This is a genomic window from Winogradskyella ludwigii (assembly GCF_013403985.1).
GTDB classification, from domain to species: domain Bacteria; phylum Bacteroidota; class Bacteroidia; order Flavobacteriales; family Flavobacteriaceae; genus Winogradskyella; species Winogradskyella ludwigii.
Genome location: NZ_JABFDF010000002.1, coordinates 256,818 through 276,700, shown reverse-complemented (window position 1 = coordinate 276,700; position 19,883 = coordinate 256,818). Strand labels below are relative to the sequence as shown.

The following is a 19,883-nucleotide window of genomic DNA, read 5'->3' as shown; positions in this document are numbered from 1 at the left end:
CTTATAATTTGAAAATCTTATACGATTGATGAATTTGTTTAATCACATCTTCAGTACGCTCGGCGTGTGTGTCGCTAATAAAAATTTGTCCAAAATGTTCATCATCAACCAAATTAATAATCTGCGAGACTCTATTTTCATCTAATTTATCAAAAATATCATCCAAGAGTAAAATAGGAGACACTCCGCTTTGCTGTTTTATAAAATCGAATTGTGCCAATTTTAAAGCCACTAAAAATGATTTTTGCTGACCTTGACTACCAAATTTTTTAATTGGGAAGTTGTCAATCAGAAACACTAAATCATCTTTGTGTGTACCAACAGTAGTATATTGTATGGCTTTGTCTTTGTTAATAGTCTTCTTTAATAAATCTATCAATTCATTATCAAACAAATCACTTTTATATTGTAAGTCTATAACTTCTTTGCTCTGGCTTATAGCTTCATAACGTGCTTTAAAAATAGGAATAAAAGCCTTTAAAAAAGCATCCCGTTTTTTAAATATATCACTGCCATACGTGTGAAGTTGCTCGTTATATATCGCTAATGTATCTGCATTAAACGTATTGTTTAGGGCAAAATACTTTAATAAAGCATTACGTTGCGTCAATACTTTATTGTAACTAATTAATTCAGTTAAATAAGTTTTGTCACTTTGTGAGATTACACTGTCTATAAATTTACGACGTGTATCACTACCTTCAATAATTAAATCACGATCTGCTGGCGAAATAATAACTAAAGGAATAAAGCCAATATGCTCACTAAACTTTTCGTAAGCTTTACTGTTTCGTTTAATAACTTTTTTCTGTCCACGCTTTAGAGAGACGATTATCTTTTCAGCACGCTCATTTTTAGTAAAATTACCATCAACAACAAAGAATTCGGCATTATGATTTATATTTTGAACAGCAATAGGATTAAAGTAACTTTTACCGAATGCTAAATGATAAATAGCATCAAGTGCATTTGTTTTTCCAATACCATTGGCACCAACAAAACAATTGATTTTGACGTCGAAATCGAAAACCTGACTTTCAAAATTTTTATAATTAACTAAAGATAGCGTATTTAGATTCATGGAAATATAACGTTATGCCCGATTTTACTGATGTAGCCAAGCATTATGGTCTGTTATTTAATAATTCAAAAATAACAAATAAATAGGCTTTTAAATCCCAATAAAAATTTTATTTTTGCGCACGCACAAAATGACAATTTATGGCAACGTATAAGAAAAGAGGCTACAAACCTAAGACAGTAAAAGAGAAGGAAGAGGTTTTTGAAGAAGAATCAACAACAGCAGAAGTGTTTAACACTTTAGATGAAGGTGCTTCCAGAACTGAAGAATGGGCTGTTAAGAATCAAAAATATATTTTAGGTATTGTTGGAGCTATCGCTTTACTAGTATTATGTTATTTAGGATATAACAAATTAGTATCAGAACCTAAGGAGAAAGATGCTATGAACGAAATGTACACAGCTAAAAAGTATTTTGATGATGCTGTTAGTGGTGTGTCTTCAGATTCACTTTACAAAATGTCCTTAGATGGTGGTGAAGGTAAATATGGTATGTTAGATATTATTAACGAGTATGGTGGAAGTCCAGCTGCCAATTTAGCCAATTATTATGCTGGTATGGCATACTTAAACTTAAGAGACTACCAAAATGCTGTAACGTATTTAAGTGATTTTTCTAGTGATGACAAAATGTTGAATCCTATCGCTAAAGGTGGTATTGGTGATGCATTTGTTCAATTAGAACAAAAATCTGATGCTTTAGAGTATTATGAAAAAGCATTTAAGGCTAACGTTAATACTTTTACAACTCCATTATACTTAATGAAAGCAGCACGTGTTGCTATTGAATTAGGAGAGAATGATAAAGCTTTAGGATATTTAAAGCGTATTAAATCTGAGTTTTCTACTTCAACTGAAGCAGCAGCAGCAGATATATTAATAGGAAAAGTAGAAGCAAGCTTATAATACATGGCAACTGCAAATCATAATTTATCGGAATACGATAAAACAACAATCCCAAGCGCGAAAGATTTTCGGTTTGGGATTGTTGTTTCAGAATGGAATGACATTATTACTAACGGTTTATGGCAAGGTGCTTTTGATGCGCTTATAGATTGTGGTGCAATTAAGGAGAATATTGTGCGTTGGAATGTTCCTGGTGCTTTTGAGTTAACCTACGGAGCCGCTAGAATGAGCAAAAGTATTTATGCAGATTCTGGAATGTTAGATGCCATTATTGTTATTGGTTGTGTAATTCAAGGAGAAACAAAACATTTTGATTTTGTTTGCGAAGGCGTTACTCAAGGTATTAAAGACCTTAATGTAAAAGGAGATATTCCTGTTATATTTTGTGTGCTTACAGATAATAATCAGCAACAATCCCTTGATCGCTCAGGCGGAATACACGGTAATAAAGGAACTGAAGCGGCTATCGCTGCTATAAAAATGGCTGCTTTACGTAAAGATTCTGAGTAAATCAGAAATTATAAAATACATTTAAAATAATCCACATCAATTAAACTATTGATGTGGATTATTTAATTTTACAGAAGTATATGGCATACTGCCATGCAACTCTTGGCATCCTTTTTGTTAATAATTTTAAGGAATTCTTAAGTGTTGTTTCCTTGTATTTTCAGTACTTTTGAGATAAATCACAAGTCATTTGTTTCAACAAAGAAAAAATAAACGTTTTACATATAAACCTCGACTTCAGGATTCCGATACAACAAAGTCGAAAGACGACTTCAAAGCAAAATGGAATGATGTTAAAGGCAATGATAAACGGAAAGGTAAAATGCTTTCTTCGTTACCAGCTTTAATGATCTTGCTCGTTTTGATTTTTGTTTTAATTTATGTCCTAGAAGGATATATAAAATAAGGATGTTATGGGATTAATGAAATTGAAAAAAAACAAAAAGTATAATTACAAGCCGCAATATTATAAAGGCGATGGTAGCCCTTTTGAGGTTAAACATAAGTTTGACGACCAAAGAACAACGGTAAATCCTGCTAAAGGAATCAAAGGGAAATTTAATGCGGCTATTGACGATTATAGACACAATCATGATGATAGTGTTAATAAACGTGTCTTTATTATAGTAGCAGTATTAGTGTTATTATTTTTATTCATCATTGGTTTCGACCTGTCTATTTTCTTGCCCAAAAGCTAATGTCAGATATTATTCAACTTTTACCAGACCATGTTGCTAATCAAATTGCAGCAGGTGAGGTCGTTCAGCGTCCTGCTTCAGTAGTTAAAGAACTATTGGAAAATGCTATAGATGCAAATGCTTCGGAGATTAAACTTATTATTAAAGATGCTGGCAAAACGCTAGTCCAAGTTATTGATAACGGCAAAGGGATGAGCGTTACAGATGCTAGACTTAGTTTTGAGCGTCATGCCACTTCAAAAATTAAAGCTGCTGAAGATTTATTTCAACTAAATACCAAAGGTTTTAGAGGAGAAGCTTTAGCAAGTATTGCGGCAATTGCTCATGTTGAGCTAAAAACAAAACAAGACGAAGAAGATTTAGGAACCTCGATTATTATTGCAGGTAGCGAAATTAAATCGCAAGAGGTTTCTGTGACACCAACAGGTACTTCAGTTTCGGTAAAGAATTTGTTTTTTAATATTCCTGCAAGACGAAATTTTTTAAAGTCAGACACAGTAGAGTTAAGACACATCACAGATGAGTTTCATCGTGTCGCTTTAGCACATCCTAATATTGCATTTGCATTTTATCACAATGGAAGTGATATGTTTAATGTGCCTCAGGAAAACTACAGACAACGTGTAGTTCATATTTTTGGAACTAAAACGAATGAAAAATTAGTACCAGTTGAAGAAGAAACAGAAGTTTTAAAAATTTCAGGATTTGTTGGTAAACCTGAATTTTCTAAGAAAACAAAATCAGAACAATTCTTTTTTGTGAATCAACGTTTTATAAAGAGTCCTTATTTGAATCATGCTATTAAATCGGCATTTGAAGGCTTATTGAAAGATGGTTATCATCCAAGTTATTTTCTGAATCTTACTGTCGATCCAAAATCTATAGATATCAATATTCATCCAACAAAAACCGAAATTAAGTTTGATGATGAGCACACGCTATATGCCATTCTGCGTTCAGCTGTAAAACATAGTTTAGGACAATTTAATATTGCTCCGGTTTTAGATTTTGAACATCAGAGCAGTTTAAATACGCCTTATGATTATAGAGATAAAAAAGCATCCACTCCAGCTATTGAAGTAGATCGCAGTTTTAATCCTTTTTCAGATGATTCGCCTGCAAGACAAAAAACAACGAGTCATAATACAGGATTTAAATCTGCACCGACAGAATCTTGGGAAAGTTTGTATGTAGGTTTAGAATCTAAAGGTAATAACTCACAATCCGATTTTAGTCAAGTCACCTTTGAAAGTGAATCTAAAAACGAATCTATTTTTAGTGATTCTTCTATCGAAACTAAAAAAAGTACTTTTCAATTACAGCAAAAGTATATTGTAAGCACTTTAAAATCTGGTATGTTGGTTATTGATCAGAATAGAGCACACCAACGTATTTTGTACGAGAATTTTTTAAGACATATAACAATAAAGGAAGCAACAAGTCAGCAATTATTGTTTCCTTTACAATTGCATTATACACCCAACGAAACAATTATTATAGAAGATTTAAAAGCAGATTTAGAACACACGGGTTTTGTGTTTTCTGAGTTAAGTGCAAAAGAAATCACGATTACAGGAGTACCAGTAGGAGTTCCAGAAAGTGAGGTGTCTATTATATTTGAGCAATTAATTAGTGATGTAGAGAATGATGTGCCAGATGCTAATTTTAGTACAGCAGATTTACTAGCAAAATCAATGGCAAAGAGTTTAGCTATCAAAAATGGGCAATCTTTAAATAGTACAGAACAAGAACACATGGTAAATAGTTTATTTGCCTGCAAGGAACCAAATGTATCACCAACCAATAGACCAACGTTTATTACGATGGCAGTAGATGATATTGAGAAAAAATTTATGTAGCATATGAAATGAGCCATAATAAAACTTCATTTTTACAGAGGGGACTAATGGCGAATTACATGTGACAAAAAAAATAATAATAGAAACACATGAGACAAGGCATAACAGATGCGGTTAAGCATTTATTGATTATAAATGTGGTAATGTTCATTGGGACTTTAACCATTGGTAATGGAGAAGCCTTTTATCAGTGGTTTGCGCTTTATTTTCCTCAGAATCCAAATTTTCAACCTTGGCAGATTTTAACGCATATGTTTATGCATGGAAATTTCATGCATATTGCCTTTAATATGTTTGCCTTATGGATGTTTGGTACTGCAGTTGAACAGATTTTTGGATGGAAGAAATTTGTAATATTCTATTTGTTATCAGGTTTTGGAGCCGCTTTAATACAACTTGCGTTTTTATATTTTCAGTACAATACAGGGTTAACAACGTTAATAGATTCTGGTGTTTCGCAGGCAGAAGTCGTTAGTGTTTTAAGTGAGGGTAAATACAGTACCGCTTGGTTACCAATTTTAGGTGATCATTTTGATAGCTTTGTTGGAGCATTTAATGGAACTATGGTTGGTGCATCTGGCGCTATTATGGGAGTTTTAGTTGCTTTTGGAATGCTATTTCCTGAAAATAAATTAATGCTTATTTTCTTACCAATACCAATTAAAGCAAAATATTTTATTCCAGCGATTATTGCTTTAGACTTATTCTCTGGTTTAACAGGGCAATCAATTTTTAGCCCAAGTAATACGGCTTATATGGCTCACGTCGGTGGCGCACTTACAGGATTCCTTTTAATGTATTTCTGGAAGAAAAATGAAAAGGATAAATACCGTTGGAATTAATTATGAGTACAATTCAAGATTTAAAATATAAGTTTAGTAATCTCGATGTTTTTGGTAAAATCATTGCCATTAATGTGGTGGTGTTTATTATTGGTTTAATATTTCAATCCTTATTACGAATTGATGTATTTAACTATTTTGAATTACCATCAGGGATCATGGATTTTATAGTGCAACCATGGTCATTAATTACCTATGGTTTTTTGCACAATGGCTTATTGCATTTGGTATTTAATATGTTGTTTCTGTATTACTTATCGCGATTGATAACAAATTTGTTTCGTCAAAAAATGGTTCTTAATATTTATTTCTTAGGAATTATTTGTGGTGGATTAGCCTATTTAGGCTATACAAATCTTACACCAGATTCTTTTTTTAAAGGAAATGGAGTATTGGTAGGCGCTTCTGCAGGAGTTAGTGCATTATTGCTTTTTGTTGCAGCCTATATGCCCAATACCGAAATTAGACTGTTCAATTCCTTTAATGTAAAATGGAAACATGTTGCTATGGTTATTGTAGGCTTAGATTTGTTTAGAATGTTTTTTGGAATAAATCAAGGTGGTTATGTGGCACATTTTGGTGGTTATCTTTTAGGTTACTTTTATGCAACCCAATTATTAAAGGGGTCAGATATAGGAACCGGTTTTGAGCGTACTATGGATCGTGTTGTTAGTTGGTTTAAACCAAAATCGAATCTTAAAACGGTTCATAGAAAAACGGCCAAAAAAACAGCAACATCCAGTAAGACTAAAACAACGTCTAATGCGTTAAATAAACAGAAGGAGATAGACGCCATTCTCGATAAAATCAGTAAAAGTGGTTATGAGAGTTTAACTTCAGATGAGAAAGCATTTCTTTTTAACGCAGGTAAAGACTAATACAATTGAAAGGACTAGGATTCGGTAGTAAAATTATGTTTGTAATCAATTCTTTGATTGCATTTTTATTGCTTGTCTCTTATTTATTACCCTATATTTCTCCCAAGGATTTTGCGTCATTATCAGTATTAAGTCTCGGTATGCCTTTGCTTATTTTATTTAACTTAATCTTTTTTATTTATTGGTTGCTTCGTGTAAAAAAGCAAATGGTTTTATCTTTAATTGTATTGTTGTTAGGATGGAATCATATTAATGCAATGTATCGGTTTTCGTCTTCATCACAGATTGAAGATGATGCCAACTTATCAGTAATGTCTTATAACGTTCGGTTTTTTAATAGATTTGGATGGTTACCAAAAGAGACAATTAAAGAAGATATCTTAAAGTTTATAGACAACGAAGATCCAGATGTATTGTGTCTTCAAGAATATAGAACAGGAGACCCAATTTCCTTAAAAGGTTATTCTAACTTTAATGCCACACCAATAAAAGGTGTAAAAGGAGGACAAACCATTTTTTCTAAATTTCCTATCATAAACTCAGGTTCACTAGAATTTCCAGATACGTACAACAATGCTATTTTTATAGATATAGTTAAACAGAAGGATACAATTAGAGTTTATACGCTGCATCTGCAGTCTTCAGGTATTGAAACTGATGTCGAAAAATTAAAAAATGAAACCTCGAGTCATTTATTTAAACAAGTAGGTTCAACATTTAAAGCACAACAAGATCAAGTTGAATTGTTTTTAGCACATAAAGCCAAGTCTCATTATAAAACAATTGTTACAGGCGATTTTAATAATACAGCCTATTCTTACATTTATAGAAAGGTAAAAGGTGAAGATTTAAAAGATACATTTGAAGAAGCAGGTAATGGTTTCGGTAGAACTTACGATTTTAAATTCTTCCCAATGCGTATTGATTTTATTTTGGCCGATAAGGATTTTACAGTCAATGAATTTAAAACGTTTGATGTTAAACTCTCAGATCACTATCCTATAAAAGCCAATTTAAAATTGAATTAATACTATTTACATTAACCAGCAATCTGCTGTATCTGCAATAATGTGAATCGTTAATCCTAAACCAATAAGTCGCGTCTTTTTAGGAATTAATAACAATACATAACATACAATAGCAAAATAGGAGTGAAGCGGATGAAAATTGATGCTGCAACGGTTGGGATCAAAAATAGGATTTGCCAATAAGTGATCTAAATCTATGAGCATGCCTAAAATCATAATTCCATAAGCTTTTAGCCAATAGGATTTAAAAAACAGAACAGCAATAATGAGCGGAAGCCCAAAGTGTATGCCATAATGTACAAATGATTGAAGCATGATCGTTTTAATTGTTTGGGCTTAACAGTTTCAAGTCCTTTATGAAGGTGTTTTTAAGCTTATAGAGCTTGTCTTTTTAAGTACAACTCTGAATTGGGACCTTCATTAAATAATAAATCTAAAATACTCAGATTAGGGATAAAACCATGTTTCTCAGTAAAAACTTGAGTGTAAGGTTGAAGTGTTTGTACTTCAGCATTTCGTTTTACTAAAGTTCTGAAGTCTACTTTTTCTGATGGTATTTTTTCAAAAGTAGACGTGTGTTTTGGTACTTTATGAAGTAGAAGACACTCAGCAAGTAAATCGAAACATTTTAAATTAAAATCTAAGATATAATCAAACTGATTTTTAAAAAGAGGCATTAAGTCATCAATATAAAACTCAAAAAAAGGAGACATACTATATGCAGAGAGCAATGACTTTAAATAATGTTGTTGCCATTGTTCTTCGTTAGCAATTTTAACATCTTTATAAAGTTGTCTGTTTTTTTGAGTATAACTCACCGGAACAGTTAATGCTAATTTACCATTGGCACCATAAATTTCGGTTCGGTTTCTGTACGATTGCTTTTGGTAATTGTCAGAGACTTCAAAATATACGGAATCAGCATTTACAACAGCACAAAAGTGTGCAATGTTCGGAAAAGCGGTTGGATAAATGAGACTGTTCAAAACTTACTGCTTAGCTTTCTTCTTTTTTCTCCATTTATTGAAAAACGTAATCCCTAAAACAAGAATAATAAATGGAATTAAAAAAGAGGTACGTTCGTTTCCACCACTTACAGTCGTAAAAATTCTATCCCAACGGAAACTCCAATTCTTTACACCATCATTTATACCATCGATACTCATCCAGATAAATACAGGTTTTCCAAAGATATGATCGTTAGGTACAAATCCCCAATAGCGACTATCAATAGAATTGTGTCTGTTATCTCCCATCATCCAATAATAATCCTGTTTAAAGGTGTAAGATGTTGCAGGTTGATCGTCAATAAAAACCTGATTACCTCGTGTTATAACTTTATGACCTTCGTATTCTCCAATTGCTCGTTTATATAACGAAATATTTTCAGTAGTTAAATTAACTGTTGCGCCAGCTTTAGGGATCCAAAGTGGTCCAAAGTTATCAACGTTCCAATTGTAGTTAGGATCTCTAGGGAAGATATCGTCTCTTTCGCCTGGAGTTCTTTTAACGGGAACAATTGAAGCCACTTCAGGGTGCACTCTTAGTTGTTCTACAGCTTCATCTGTTGCTGCAGGTATTCCATAAGAACCTTCTGTAGATCCATAGCGTAAACCGTCTGTAATATCATATTTTTTTAATATATCGTATATTCTTGCAGGTTGTAAATCGCGCTTAAAAGTAATGTCGTAAGAGAATTGAAGATGTGATCTTGGTGGTAGTTTATTTTGTTTCCCATTTATAAAAACATAACCATTTCTAATTTCTAATGTATCTCCAGCAACACCAACACAACGTTTAACTAAGTTTGTTTTTTTGTCTATTGGTTTGTAGTAATTACGATCAGGATTAAAATCGTTCATATTAAGCAATGTATCTGCTGGCTGATTAAAGACAACGATATCATTACGTTCAACATTTTCAAACCCTGGTAATCTTAAAAACGGAAGTTGTAATTTATTAATCCAAGAGGTTTTTCGCTCTTCAAAATTATCGTCATATAAATACGATTTTTTACCTATTACAGGAATGGTGTCATGTACCATTGGAGCACCAACGGTTGTCATAGGCACTCTTGGACCATAATGTAATTTACTAACAATAAGAAAGTCTCCGACCAATAATGATTTTTCTAATGAAGACGAAGGGATCACAAATGGCTGAAAGAAATAGGTGTGTACAATAGTAGCAGCTACAATTGCGAATAGGATAGAGGTTATCCATTCTCCTGATGATGTTTTTGGTGTTAGTTTTCTGTTTTCTATGTAGCTTACATCTGCGGCATAATTTAGATAGTATAAATAAAAACCTAAAGTAACGATGCATAAAAGCGCATCTAGTTTACTGTCTTTTCCAAATGAGCGCGCTGTTTCTATCCAAACAGCAGGAATCATAACAAGATTTACTATAGGTAAGAACATTAAAATTACCCACCACCAAGGACGAGAAATAATTTTTAGTAAAATGACAGCATTGTAAACAGGAACAAAGGCTTCCCAAGCTTGTCTGCCTGCTTTAACGTAAAGTTTCCATGTGCCTAAGCCATGGATAATTTGTAAAATGAGTAAAAAGATAAACCACTGTGTCCAGCTCATAACAATATATTTTGTCTGTATAGGTTGAAAATTATTCTAATTGGTTACAATAAGTTGGCAAATTAACCAATGTTTAACACATCTTTCATACTAAAAATGCCTTTTTTATTTTTAATCCATTCTGCGGCTATTACAGCTCCCATTGCAAAACCTTGTCTACTATGTGCTGTATGTTTAATACTTATAGCATCTATTTCAGAATTATAAGTAATCTCGTGGGTGCCAGGAATCCCTTCAATACGCTTAGCTTCGATATGTATTTCTTTAGGTTCTGCAGTATCTAAAGTCCAATTCTTATAGTCGGTGTGCTCAATTATTTGTTCAGCCAATGTAATTGCCGTTCCGCTAGGTGCATCTAATTTTTGCGTATGATGAATTTCTTCGATTTCTGTAGTGTATTCAGAAAAGCCAGACATTAACTCACTTAGTTTTTTGTTGAGTTCAAAAAATATATTAACACCTAAACTAAAGTTTGAAGCATAAAGAAACGTTCCGTTTTTGGTATTACAATAGTCAATGATTTCATTGTAATTGTCTAGCCAACCTGTTGTTCCGGAAATCACAGGAATTCCCGCATCTAAAGCCTTTTTTATGTTAGTAACTGCAGCAGATGGAATGCTAAAATCTATAGCAACGTCTGCATCCGAAAAATCGAAATTAGAGGTTGTGTCTGATACTTTTAGTACAATAGTATGACTACGATTCACAGCAATAGCCTCTATACTTTTCCCCATTCTGCCATAACCTAGTAAAGCTATTTTCATGTGTATATTTTTATTGTTTTTTAATAGTCACAGGCTGTTCGCTATTCATCATTGTTATTGCGTGATAAAATTTTGAACTTGCTCGTTTTATATTAAAATTTAAAATTAAGCGTTAAACCTAAGTCAGATGTGTTTTCCATCTCATTGTATTGATAATGTGGACTTAAGCTAAGATTCTCATCAACATTAAACTGAAGTAGGTGAGCGTCTATATTAGCATCAATAATGTTAAGTGCGTACAACCCAAAGGTTACCAATAATGATATTTCTTTATTTCTACTAAACTGTTCTTGCGCTCTAATAAGTCCGTCGTCTGAAATTAATCCATAAAATTCATCATCTGTAAAACCAGCTAATCGATTTTTGTAGGCATCTCTATAACGATTGTACTGCGTATCGTTTCTGGTATAGAAATAAACACCTGTACCTATGGCTCCCAAAACTATGGGGATTTTCCAATATTTTTTATTGTAAGCTTGGCCTAAACCTGGAAGTATAGCAGAATAAAACGCTGCTTTTGCAGGTCTTAAGGGATCAATTTCTTTTTTTACTAATGTTTCATTAGCAATAATGGGACTTTGATCGATGGCAATACTTGTACTATCTTTTTCTTTTTGGGAAAATGAAAACAGGACTGAAAACAAGCACAGTAAAAGACAATAGTATCCTTTATTTGTCACGTTTCACTAATTTTTTAATTCGGTTGAAGTCTTCTTCAGAATGAAATGGGATGGTTATTTTACCACTTCCGTTTTTAGCGATTCTAACATCAATTTTGTGACCAAAGTATTCTGAAAATTCTTTGACGCCTTTTTTGATATGTTTAGGCACCTCTGGTAGAATTTCTTCAACGGTATTAGGTTCACTAGAATTTAAATCTTTCACCAACTTTTCAGTGGCTCTAACGGATAACCTATTCGTAATTATTTTTTCGTAAATCTCTAATTGATCAACTTGGCTTTCAATATTAACCATCGCTCTTCCGTGCCCCATACTTATAAAACCATCACGTATGCCAGTTTGAATAATTGGATCTAATTTTAATAAGCGTAAATAATTTGCAATCGTAGATCTTTTTTTACCAACACGCTCACTCATTTGTTCTTGCGTTAATTGTATCTCGTCAATTAAACGTTGGTAAGATAATGCAACTTCTATAGGATCTAAATCTTGACGTTGAATATTCTCAACTAAAGCCATTTCTAACGACTCTTGGTCATTAGCGATTCTAATATATGCAGGAATAGCTTCTAAGCCAATTAATTTTGACGCTCTAAAACGACGTTCTCCAGATACCAATTGGTATTTGTTAAAGGCTAATTTTCGAACTGTTATAGGTTGAATAACTCCCAATTCTCTAATAGAAGAGGCGAGTTCTCTTAAGGTTTCTTCGTTAAAATTGGTTCTTGGTTGAAATGGATTGACCTCAATACTTTCAAGATCAAGTTCTACAATATTACCAACCACTTTATCTGCATTTCTATCTTCTGTAGAATTGATATCGTTTTCAGGGTCTTTTAAAAGAGCCGAAAGTCCGCGTCCTAATGCTTGTTTTTTAGTTGCTTTCGCCATTATAATTCATTTTTCTTAATCAGCTCCTTAGCTAAGCTTAAATAATTAGCAGCACCTTTACTGCTTACGTCGTAATTAATAATACTCTCACCAAAACTTGGTGCTTCGCCTAAACGTACGTTACGTTGTATTATAGTGTCAAAAACCATATTACTAAAGTGCTTTTGTACCTCTTCTACTACTTGGTTAGACAAACGTAAACGCGAATCAAACATGGTTAATAGTAAGCCTTCAATATCTAACGTTTCATTATGTATTTTTTGTACACTTTTAATAGTATTTAACAGTTTCCCTAAACCTTCTAATGCAAAATATTCGCATTGAATAGGGATAATTACAGAATCTGCAGCCGTTAAAGCATTCAGTGTTAGTAAGCCTAAAGATGGCGCGCAATCAATTAAAATATAATCGTATTCTAATTTTAAGTCATCTATAGCTTTTTTAAGCATGTACTCCCGTTCAGCTTTATCAACGAGCTCAATTTCTATAGCAACCAGATCAATGTGTGCAGGTAATACATCTACATTAGGTGCATTTGAAGACACAATTGCATCTTTTGCAGAAGCGGTATGTTCTATAACTTGATATGAGCCTATTTCAACCGTATCTACATTAATTCCTAAACCAGAACTTGCATTTGCTTGCGGATCTGCATCTATAAGTAGAACCTTCTTCTCAAGAACACCTAAAGAAGCGGCTAGATTTACTGAGGTTGTTGTTTTACCAACACCTCCTTTTTGATTTGCTATTGCAATGATTTTACCCATTTATTGATTTGGTTTATTATAAACACATATTTATTATGGTTTTTTAAAGCCTGTAAAGTAGCGCTTTAAGGTTGCGTGTTTAGCTGTTGTTCTGCTGAAACTCAAAAAAAAGCTTTCGCCAAAAAAGCAAAAGCTACGCTTTCGGGTATTAAAAAATACCACAATAAATTCATTGTAAAAATACGATTATTTACGACTATAAAAAATTGAAGTTGTTAACACTTATATAAAAAAAGACAGCCTTCAAAATGCTATTGAGAAGACTGTATTTTATATAATGATAATGAGATGTGTTTTATTTCTCTGGGTTATGAATACCAGTGATATGGCCTTGTGTTAAATATTTCTTGGCTGCTTTGTGCAGATCGTCAACCGTTAAGCTATTTACTCCTTCTTCGAATTCTAGGATTTCATGAGCGTCTTTTTTCAGATAATCTGCATTTTTTAGTTGCCCTAACCAAAATCTATTGGTTTTTAGATCTTCTTTGTAGTCTAAAATCTGTGCTTTTTTTACTTTTTCTAAATCTTTTTCTGTAGGACCATCAGTTACAAGCAGGTCTACTTCTTTTTGTGTTGCTATTATTAACTTATCAACATTTTCTGGTCCACATGGGAAACTTATATTAAATCGATACCAATCATAAGGCATCTTACTAATACTAGCATTTGCACCAGCTCCATAAACGCCTCCTTCTTCTTCACGAAGTTTTTCTATAAGCTTAATCGTTAAAACTTCAGCTAAGCTAGTAAGGGCATGAGCTTCTTTTGCGTTATACTCTGTTGGTCCATGATAAGTCATTCTTACTGCACTTTTTTGATCTTCACCTTTTTCTATGATTTTTTTATGCGAACCAGTTAGTGGTCTAAAGTCGCTTACACTGTAGGTTTCGTTACTTCCTGTACCAGGTAGACTAGCTAAATAAGTTTCACAATAGTCTACCAATTTTTTTTCGTCAATATTGCCAACAAAGTAGAAGTGGAAATCTCCAGCGTCTGCAAAACGTTCTTTGTATTTTTCATAAGCTAAATTATAATCGGCATTATCCATATCTTCTGCTGTAGGAAACCCTGTGTATCTTGGGTTTTTTCCATAAACAAACTCAGAGAATTTATTTTGAAAGTAGAATTGTGGACTCGATAAAAGATTGCCTAAGAAGGCCTTTTGTTTATCTGCATAGCTTTTAAACGCTTTTTCATCTTTATTTAAAGCTGTAAAGTGAAGATTTGTGAGTTGAAATAAGGTTTCTAGATCTTTTGGTGTTGTATTTCCGGATAAGCCTTCGCTGTAAGTGCCTATTGATAATCTAACATTGGCAATTTTACCAGACATCATTTTTCCTAATTCAACTTTATTAAAGCCATTGATTCCTGCTTCTGTTAATCCGCGATTTGCATTAATAGTAGCTTTATAGTCTTCATCAGAATAAAGCGATGTACCTCCGTAGCTAAAAGCATCAAATAGAATTTCATCATTTTTAAAATCTGTGACTTTGTAAGTTACTGTAGCTCCATTGCTCAGTAGCAAGGTTGTTGTACCAAGAACATCATCGTTTTTGTATTCTTTTATGCTTCCTTTTGTTGGCATTTTTGTCATTAGTGAAGATGCAACTACTTTGTCATCATAAGGTTTTAGTTCCATTTTCTTTACAGAGTCGAGCAATGCTAATACTTCTGATTCTTTAACTTTTTCTAAACCTTCTTTTTCTGGTCCAGTAAGTATAACAACACGGTTATCTTCTTTTATGTAAGAGTTTATAAGTGCGTTTACTTCGGCTAAAGTTATGGTTGGTAATTGCGAATTCATAAAATCGAATTGCCAATCCATGCTAGGAATCGGTTGTTGTTCTAGAAAATTATTGATGTAGCGTCCTACAATTCTTTCGGATTCCATTTTATCCTTGTCTTTGTGTGCTTTTTCCATTCTAGCAACGAGGTCTTTTTTTGCGCGATTAAACTCGCCTTCAAAAAAACCATGCTTACGTACACGCTCGTTTTCAACTAAAAGTGTTTTTAAAGCATTTAACTGTCCTTCTGGACTTGTCATTGCAAAGGATTGAAATGCGTTTTTAGTACGAGCATAAGTGCCACCATAATAAGAATAGCCGTAAACAAATGGTGGGTTGTCACCGTTTCTAATTTCGTCTAAACGATTATTAATCATCTGAGCAAAGAGGTTTTCGATCATAGATTTTCTGCGGTCTGCAGCAGTAATATCCGGTTTAGAATTAATCCTGTCTTTAAACATAACTTGTACGTTAGAAAAAGGAGCTTCTTTGTCAGATTCAATAGCTACAAAGGTTTCTTTGTGGTTTGGCAAATCAAAAGTAGGTCTAGGTCTTGGTTTTTTAGGATTTTTAATGTGTTCAAAATGTGATTTTATTTTTGCTTCGAGCGTGGCAACATCAATATCTCCAACGGCAATAACAGCCATTAAATCGGGTCTGTACCAGTCGTTGTAAAAGCGTTTTAAACTTTCATATTTAAAAGTTTCTAGGTTTTCTTTTGTTCCAATAGGTAGTCGTTCTGCGTATTTTGAACCATACATTACTTTTGGTAAGTATTTTTGCATCATACGCTCATCAGCACCTTTTCCTAAACGGTATTCTTCTAGAACAACACCGCGTTCGTTATCAATTTCTTCATCTGTTAATAGAGCATTGTGCGCCCAATCTTCAATTATTTGAAAGCCTTGCTCTAATTTTTCAGGATCGTCACTTGGAATAGGTAGAATATAAACTGTTTGATCAAAGCTAGTGTATGCATTTAGGTGAGCTCCAAATTTCACTCCAATACCTTGTAGGTAATCTACTAATTCGTTTTTCTTGAAGTTTTTTGTGCCATTAAAACACATGTGCTCCATGAAATGCGCAAGGCCTAATTGGTCTTCATCTTCTAGAATTGATCCAGCGTTAATTACAAGTCTCAACTCGACTTTATTTTCTGGTTTGGGATTGTTTTGAATGTAATAGGTGAGTCCGTTGCTTAGTTTTCCTGTTTTTACATTCGGATCAGTAGGAATTGGATTCGTAGAATTGTAATTTACTTTCGAATCTGTCTGTGTAGTAGCCATTTGGGCATTTAATGGGAATGCGATGGTTAAACACAAGACTAGTAATGTGCCAAAAATTGATTTTCTCATTGATTGATGGATTAAATGGATTAATGTTTTATAAGAATATGCTTCTAATTTAAACATAAAATCTTGATAATTAAAGAGAAGGCTTATTTTTAACTAATTACTTAGTTGGTTTTTAGGGCGTGTTTGTTAAGAAATTCTAAGACGTAATTAAAATAATTTTCTCCACCTATTTCCCAAATATCAGAGTGACCAGCAGATTCTATTTTTAAGAATTTTTTATCCTTGCTTTTAATGTTAGTAAAGTTGGCTTTGCCTTCTTCTATAGGGATTGGGAGGTCTTGTGCGCCATGTACAACAAGAATGGGTTGTGTGATCTCTTTACTATATTTTAAAGGGTTGGCTTCGTCTGGATCGAAATCTGCAATGGTAGCGGCTCTATTGGTTATGTAGTTGCTTAAAGGGTTAATGCTAAATCCTAAATGACGTTGAAAAAAATGTTGAATATTAGTTTTTAGGTCTGTATACGAGCTTTCTGCTATTCCGTATTTTACGCGTTTGTCTAATCCCATGGTTTGTAGTGTGAATGCTCCTCCAATAGATTGTCCCCAAAGTCCTATATTGTCTAAGTCTTCTACATTAATTAGTTCTGTAATTAAGGCTTGAATATCTTTAGTTTCTTTGGCTCCAAAAGTAGTGAATTGACCTTCGCTTTCTCCAAAACCTCTAGAGTCTAGTGCGACTGAGTTAAATCCGTTTAAAGATAGAAACTCACTTAAATCATGAAAATGCTCTTTGGTATTGCTGCTGCCATGCAATAATATGATGGTGCCTTTAGTATCTGCTAAATTAGAATAGGTTAATAAGGCAGAAAGTTTAAGGTTGTCGAATGTTGTAATCGTTATTTTTTTACGTTTAAATTGAGGGTTTTGATGTTTTTTAGGTATTGTATTTATTACTTTTTTTGTTTTAAACGATTCTAAAATGGGATTTCTTACTTCTGTTATGAATCGAGGGAATATAAAATGCACACTAAGTAGTCCAATAATTATTGACGCAAGGATGATGCGTTTTGAAATTTTGGTCAAACTTTTTCTTGTCATTAATACATCGTATTTAATTGCCTTACTTTAGAATAGGTGTTATTCTTCGTTAATTAAAATTTCTAAAATATGTATCGCAGCTTCGCTTATTTTGGTACCTGGACCAAAAATAGCAACGGCTCCAGCATCCAATAAATATTGGTAGTCTTGCTTAGGAATTACACCTCCAATGATCACCATAATATCTTCACGACCATAGTTTTTCAGTGCTTGTACAACTTGAGGTAGTAATGTTTTATGTCCTGCTGCTAAGGAGGATACTCCTAAAATATGAACATCATTCTCTATAGCTTGTTTTGCGGCTTCTTTTGGGGTTTGAAAAAGTGGACCAATATCGACATCGAAGCCTACATCTGCGTAACTTGTGGCGATTACCTTTGCTCCTCGGTCATGACCATCTTGTCCCATTTTTGCAATCATTATTCGAGGTCTTCGGCCGTCTTGTTCTGCAAATTGATTCGCTAATTCTTTTGCTTTTTGAAAGCTTTCGTCGTCTTTTATTTCTTTACTATAGACTCCGGAAAAGGATTTTATTTGTGCTTTATATCTACCAAATTCAGCTTCTAGAGCATCGCTTATTTCTCCTAAAGTCGCACGTTTTCTAGCTGCATCTACTGCTAAAGCTAGTAAGTTTCCTTCGCTTGTTTTTGCTGATTGTGTTAGTTTTAGTAATGCCTCATTGATATCTTCACTGTTACGACTCGTTTTTATGGAGTCTAAGCGTTTAATTTGTTGTAATCTAACTGTTTGGTTGTCTACTTCTAAAGTGGAAATAGGATCTTCTTGCTCTAAGCGGTATTTGTTAACTCCAACAATTACATCTTGATTAGAGTCAATTCGGGCTTGTTTACGAGCTGCAGCTTCTTCAATTCTTAATTTTGGGATACCAGCTTCAATAGCTTTAGTCATGCCACCTAATTCTTCAACTTCTTGTATGAGCTTCCAAGCTTCTTGAGTGATATCGTTTGTTAGTTTTTCTACATAATAACTTCCTGCCCAGGGATCTACTGTTTTTGTAATGTGTGTTTCTTCTTGTAAATAGATTTGTGTGTTTCTGGCAATACGTGCAGAGAAGTCGGTAGGTAAAGCAATCGCTTCATCAAGTGCATTGGTGTGTAAACTTTGAGTACCACCAAAGGCTGCAGCAGAAGCTTCAACGCAGGTTCTGGCGACATTATTAAAGGGGTCTTGTTCTGTTAAACTCCAGCCAGAGGTTTGGCAATGTGTTCTTAAGGCTAATGATTTTTGATTTTTTGGGTTGAATTGCTTTACTAATTTTGCCCATAGCATTCGTGCCGCTCGCATTTTGGCAATTTCCATAAAATGATTCATTCCAATGGCCCAAAAGAAGGAAAGTCGAGGAGCAAAGGTGTCAATATCCATACCTGCAGCTAGACCTTTTCTAATGTATTCAAGTCCATCGGCTAAGGTGTATGCTAACTCTATATCGCAAGTGGCTCCGGCTTCTTGCATATGATATCCAGAAATACTAATACTATTGAATTTTGGCATATTATTACTCGTGTATTCAAATATATCTGAGATAATTTTCATGGATGGAGTAGGAGGGTAAATGTAGGTATTTCGTACCATGAACTCTTTCAGGATGTCGTTTTGAATCGTTCCTGAAAGTTGTTCTGGCTTTACTCCTTGCTCTTCAGCTGCTACAATATAAAACGCCATGATGGGTAATACAGCTCCGTTCATAGTCATTGAAACCGACATTTTATCGAGCGGAATTTGATTGAAGAGAATTTTCATGTCTTCAACAGAGTCAATAGCGACTCCGGCTTTGCCTACATCTCCGGTTACGCGTTCGTGATCAGAATCATAACCTCTGTGTGTGGCTAAATCAAAAGCGACTGATAATCCTTTTTGTCCTGCTGCAAGATTTCGTCTGTAAAATGCATTGCTTTCTTCTGCTGTAGAAAAGCCTGCATATTGTCTAATGGTCCATGGTCTACGAACATACATTGTAGAATATGGTCCTCTGAGATTTGGAGCGATTCCTGCAACAAAATTTAGGTGCTCTAAATGGGTAATATCGTCTTTTGAGTAGGTTGATTTTATATGGATTTTTTCAGCTGTTAAGAACTCTTTTTCTTCCTTGTTTGTTGTGTTCTGAGTTGGCTTATTTAGTGTTATGTGTTGAAGGTTTTTTCTTGACATGAGTATTCGTTTTTGTAATTAAAAACACATCATAGGT

General features: G+C 33.7%; 18 protein-coding genes. 7 read left to right on the top strand and 11 right to left on the bottom strand.

Annotated elements, in window-relative coordinates:
* Position 1 precedes the first annotated feature (1 nt).
* Positions 2 to 1,081 (bottom strand): DNA replication/repair protein RecF, encoded by a 1,080-nt coding sequence (gene recF, locus HM981_RS07230; protein WP_179337972.1) that lies wholly within the window; start codon positions 1,079 to 1,081, stop codon positions 2 to 4.
* 140 nt (positions 1,082 to 1,221) lie between these two features.
* Here recF and HM981_RS07225 point away from each other — a divergent pair, with 140 nt between their 5' ends.
* The 7 genes from HM981_RS07225 to HM981_RS07195 all read left to right on the top strand — a co-directional run bounded on the left by HM981_RS07225 (position 1,222) and on the right by HM981_RS07195 (position 7,801).
* Positions 1,222 to 1,986, top strand: a complete 765-nt coding sequence (locus HM981_RS07225) for a tetratricopeptide repeat protein (protein WP_179337970.1) — start codon at positions 1,222 to 1,224, stop codon at positions 1,984 to 1,986.
* Between the two features lie 3 nt (positions 1,987 to 1,989).
* Positions 1,990 to 2,496: a 6,7-dimethyl-8-ribityllumazine synthase gene (ribH, locus tag HM981_RS07220; protein ID WP_179337968.1), complete on the top strand. Its 507-nt coding sequence runs from the start codon at positions 1,990 to 1,992 to the stop codon at positions 2,494 to 2,496.
* Positions 2,497 to 2,909: 413 nt separating this feature from the next.
* Positions 2,910 to 3,194 (top strand): riboflavin synthase subunit beta, encoded by a 285-nt coding sequence (locus tag HM981_RS07215; RefSeq protein WP_179337967.1) that lies wholly within the window; start codon positions 2,910 to 2,912, stop codon positions 3,192 to 3,194.
* Entirely contained in the window at positions 3,194 to 5,053 is a 1,860-nt protein-coding gene (gene mutL / locus HM981_RS07210) for a DNA mismatch repair endonuclease MutL (RefSeq protein ID WP_179337964.1), read from the top strand. Before HM981_RS07215 ends, mutL begins: the two co-directional genes overlap by 1 nt.
* An 89-nt stretch (positions 5,054 to 5,142) precedes the next feature.
* Positions 5,143 to 5,895 carry a rhomboid family intramembrane serine protease gene (locus HM981_RS07205; RefSeq protein WP_179337962.1) on the top strand — a complete coding sequence of 251 codons (753 nt, stop codon included), beginning with the start codon at positions 5,143 to 5,145 and terminating at the stop codon, positions 5,893 to 5,895.
* Between the two features lie 2 nt (positions 5,896 to 5,897).
* Positions 5,898 to 6,773, top strand: coding sequence for a rhomboid family intramembrane serine protease (locus tag HM981_RS07200; protein ID WP_179337960.1), 876 nt, complete (start codon positions 5,898 to 5,900; stop codon positions 6,771 to 6,773).
* Between the two features lie 206 nt (positions 6,774 to 6,979).
* A complete protein-coding gene (locus tag HM981_RS07195) occupies positions 6,980 to 7,801 on the top strand; it encodes an endonuclease/exonuclease/phosphatase family protein (RefSeq protein ID WP_246286175.1) in 822 nt (273 codons plus the stop codon).
* A 6-nt stretch (positions 7,802 to 7,807) separates the two neighbouring features.
* Here the strand turns inward: HM981_RS07195 and HM981_RS07190 are convergent, their stop codons facing one another.
* The 10 genes from HM981_RS07190 to scpA form a co-directional block, all read right to left on the bottom strand.
* On the bottom strand, positions 7,808 to 8,116 hold the full coding sequence (locus HM981_RS07190; protein ID WP_179337957.1) for a DUF6122 family protein: 309 nt from the start codon (positions 8,114 to 8,116) through the stop codon (positions 7,808 to 7,810).
* A 59-nt stretch (positions 8,117 to 8,175) separates the two neighbouring features.
* On the bottom strand, positions 8,176 to 8,787 hold the full coding sequence (locus HM981_RS07185) for a WbqC family protein (protein ID WP_179337955.1): 612 nt from the start codon (positions 8,785 to 8,787) through the stop codon (positions 8,176 to 8,178).
* 3 nt (positions 8,788 to 8,790) lie between these two features.
* Positions 8,791 to 10,395: a signal peptidase I gene (gene lepB, locus HM981_RS07180; RefSeq protein ID WP_179337953.1), complete on the bottom strand. Its 1,605-nt coding sequence runs from the start codon at positions 10,393 to 10,395 to the stop codon at positions 8,791 to 8,793.
* A 62-nt stretch (positions 10,396 to 10,457) separates the two neighbouring features.
* On the bottom strand, positions 10,458 to 11,159 hold the full coding sequence (gene dapB, locus HM981_RS07175) for a 4-hydroxy-tetrahydrodipicolinate reductase (protein ID WP_179337951.1): 702 nt from the start codon (positions 11,157 to 11,159) through the stop codon (positions 10,458 to 10,460).
* A gap of 92 nt (positions 11,160 to 11,251) precedes the next feature.
* Entirely contained in the window at positions 11,252 to 11,839 is a 588-nt protein-coding gene (locus HM981_RS07170; protein ID WP_179337949.1) for a DUF5683 domain-containing protein, read from the bottom strand.
* Positions 11,829 to 12,731 (bottom strand): ParB/RepB/Spo0J family partition protein, encoded by a 903-nt coding sequence (locus tag HM981_RS07165; protein WP_179337948.1) that lies wholly within the window; start codon positions 12,729 to 12,731, stop codon positions 11,829 to 11,831. Before HM981_RS07165 ends, HM981_RS07170 begins: the two co-directional genes overlap by 11 nt.
* On the bottom strand, positions 12,731 to 13,498 hold the full coding sequence (locus HM981_RS07160) for a ParA family protein (protein ID WP_179337946.1): 768 nt from the start codon (positions 13,496 to 13,498) through the stop codon (positions 12,731 to 12,733). The genes HM981_RS07165 and HM981_RS07160 overlap by 1 nt, the downstream gene beginning before the upstream one ends.
* Before the next feature lie 295 nt (positions 13,499 to 13,793).
* The gene (locus tag HM981_RS07155) at positions 13,794 to 16,637 is read right to left on the bottom strand and encodes a M16 family metallopeptidase (protein ID WP_179337944.1); all 2,844 of its coding nucleotides are present in this window, start codon (positions 16,635 to 16,637) and stop codon (positions 13,794 to 13,796) included.
* A gap of 101 nt (positions 16,638 to 16,738) precedes the next feature.
* A complete protein-coding gene (locus tag HM981_RS07150; protein ID WP_179337942.1) occupies positions 16,739 to 17,677 on the bottom strand; it encodes an alpha/beta hydrolase in 939 nt (312 codons plus the stop codon).
* Between the two features lie 39 nt (positions 17,678 to 17,716).
* Positions 17,717 to 19,846 carry a methylmalonyl-CoA mutase gene (gene scpA / locus HM981_RS07145; protein WP_179337940.1) on the bottom strand — a complete coding sequence of 710 codons (2,130 nt, stop codon included), beginning with the start codon at positions 19,844 to 19,846 and terminating at the stop codon, positions 17,717 to 17,719.
* Positions 19,847 to 19,883: the final 37 nt, after the last annotated feature.

Bases quoted from the DNA above. Each gene is read 5' to 3' on its own strand.
- recF (WP_179337972.1), bottom strand. From the start codon at position 1,081: ATGAATCTAAATACGCTATCTTTAGTTAATTATAAAAATTTTGAAAGT.
- HM981_RS07225 (WP_179337970.1), top strand. From the start codon at position 1,222: ATGGCAACGTATAAGAAAAGAGGCTACAAACCTAAGACAGTAAAAGAG.
- ribH (WP_179337968.1), top strand. From the start codon at position 1,990: ATGGCAACTGCAAATCATAATTTATCGGAATACGATAAAACAACAATC.
- HM981_RS07215 (WP_179337967.1), top strand. From the start codon at position 2,910: ATGGGATTAATGAAATTGAAAAAAAACAAAAAGTATAATTACAAGCCG.
- mutL (WP_179337964.1), top strand. From the start codon at position 3,194: ATGTCAGATATTATTCAACTTTTACCAGACCATGTTGCTAATCAAATT.
- HM981_RS07205 (WP_179337962.1), top strand. From the start codon at position 5,143: ATGAGACAAGGCATAACAGATGCGGTTAAGCATTTATTGATTATAAAT.
- HM981_RS07200 (WP_179337960.1), top strand. From the start codon at position 5,898: ATGAGTACAATTCAAGATTTAAAATATAAGTTTAGTAATCTCGATGTT.
- HM981_RS07195 (WP_246286175.1), top strand. From the start codon at position 6,980: ATGGTTTTATCTTTAATTGTATTGTTGTTAGGATGGAATCATATTAAT.
- HM981_RS07190 (WP_179337957.1), bottom strand. From the start codon at position 8,116: ATGCTTCAATCATTTGTACATTATGGCATACACTTTGGGCTTCCGCTC.
- lepB (WP_179337953.1), bottom strand. From the start codon at position 10,395: ATGAGCTGGACACAGTGGTTTATCTTTTTACTCATTTTACAAATTATC.
- dapB (WP_179337951.1), bottom strand. From the start codon at position 11,159: ATGAAAATAGCTTTACTAGGTTATGGCAGAATGGGGAAAAGTATAGAG.
- HM981_RS07165 (WP_179337948.1), bottom strand. From the start codon at position 12,731: ATGGCGAAAGCAACTAAAAAACAAGCATTAGGACGCGGACTTTCGGCT.
- HM981_RS07160 (WP_179337946.1), bottom strand. From the start codon at position 13,498: ATGGGTAAAATCATTGCAATAGCAAATCAAAAAGGAGGTGTTGGTAAA.
- HM981_RS07155 (WP_179337944.1), bottom strand. From the start codon at position 16,637: ATGAGAAAATCAATTTTTGGCACATTACTAGTCTTGTGTTTAACCATC.
- HM981_RS07150 (WP_179337942.1), bottom strand. From the start codon at position 17,677: ATGACAAGAAAAAGTTTGACCAAAATTTCAAAACGCATCATCCTTGCG.
- scpA (WP_179337940.1), bottom strand. From the start codon at position 19,846: ATGTCAAGAAAAAACCTTCAACACATAACACTAAATAAGCCAACTCAG.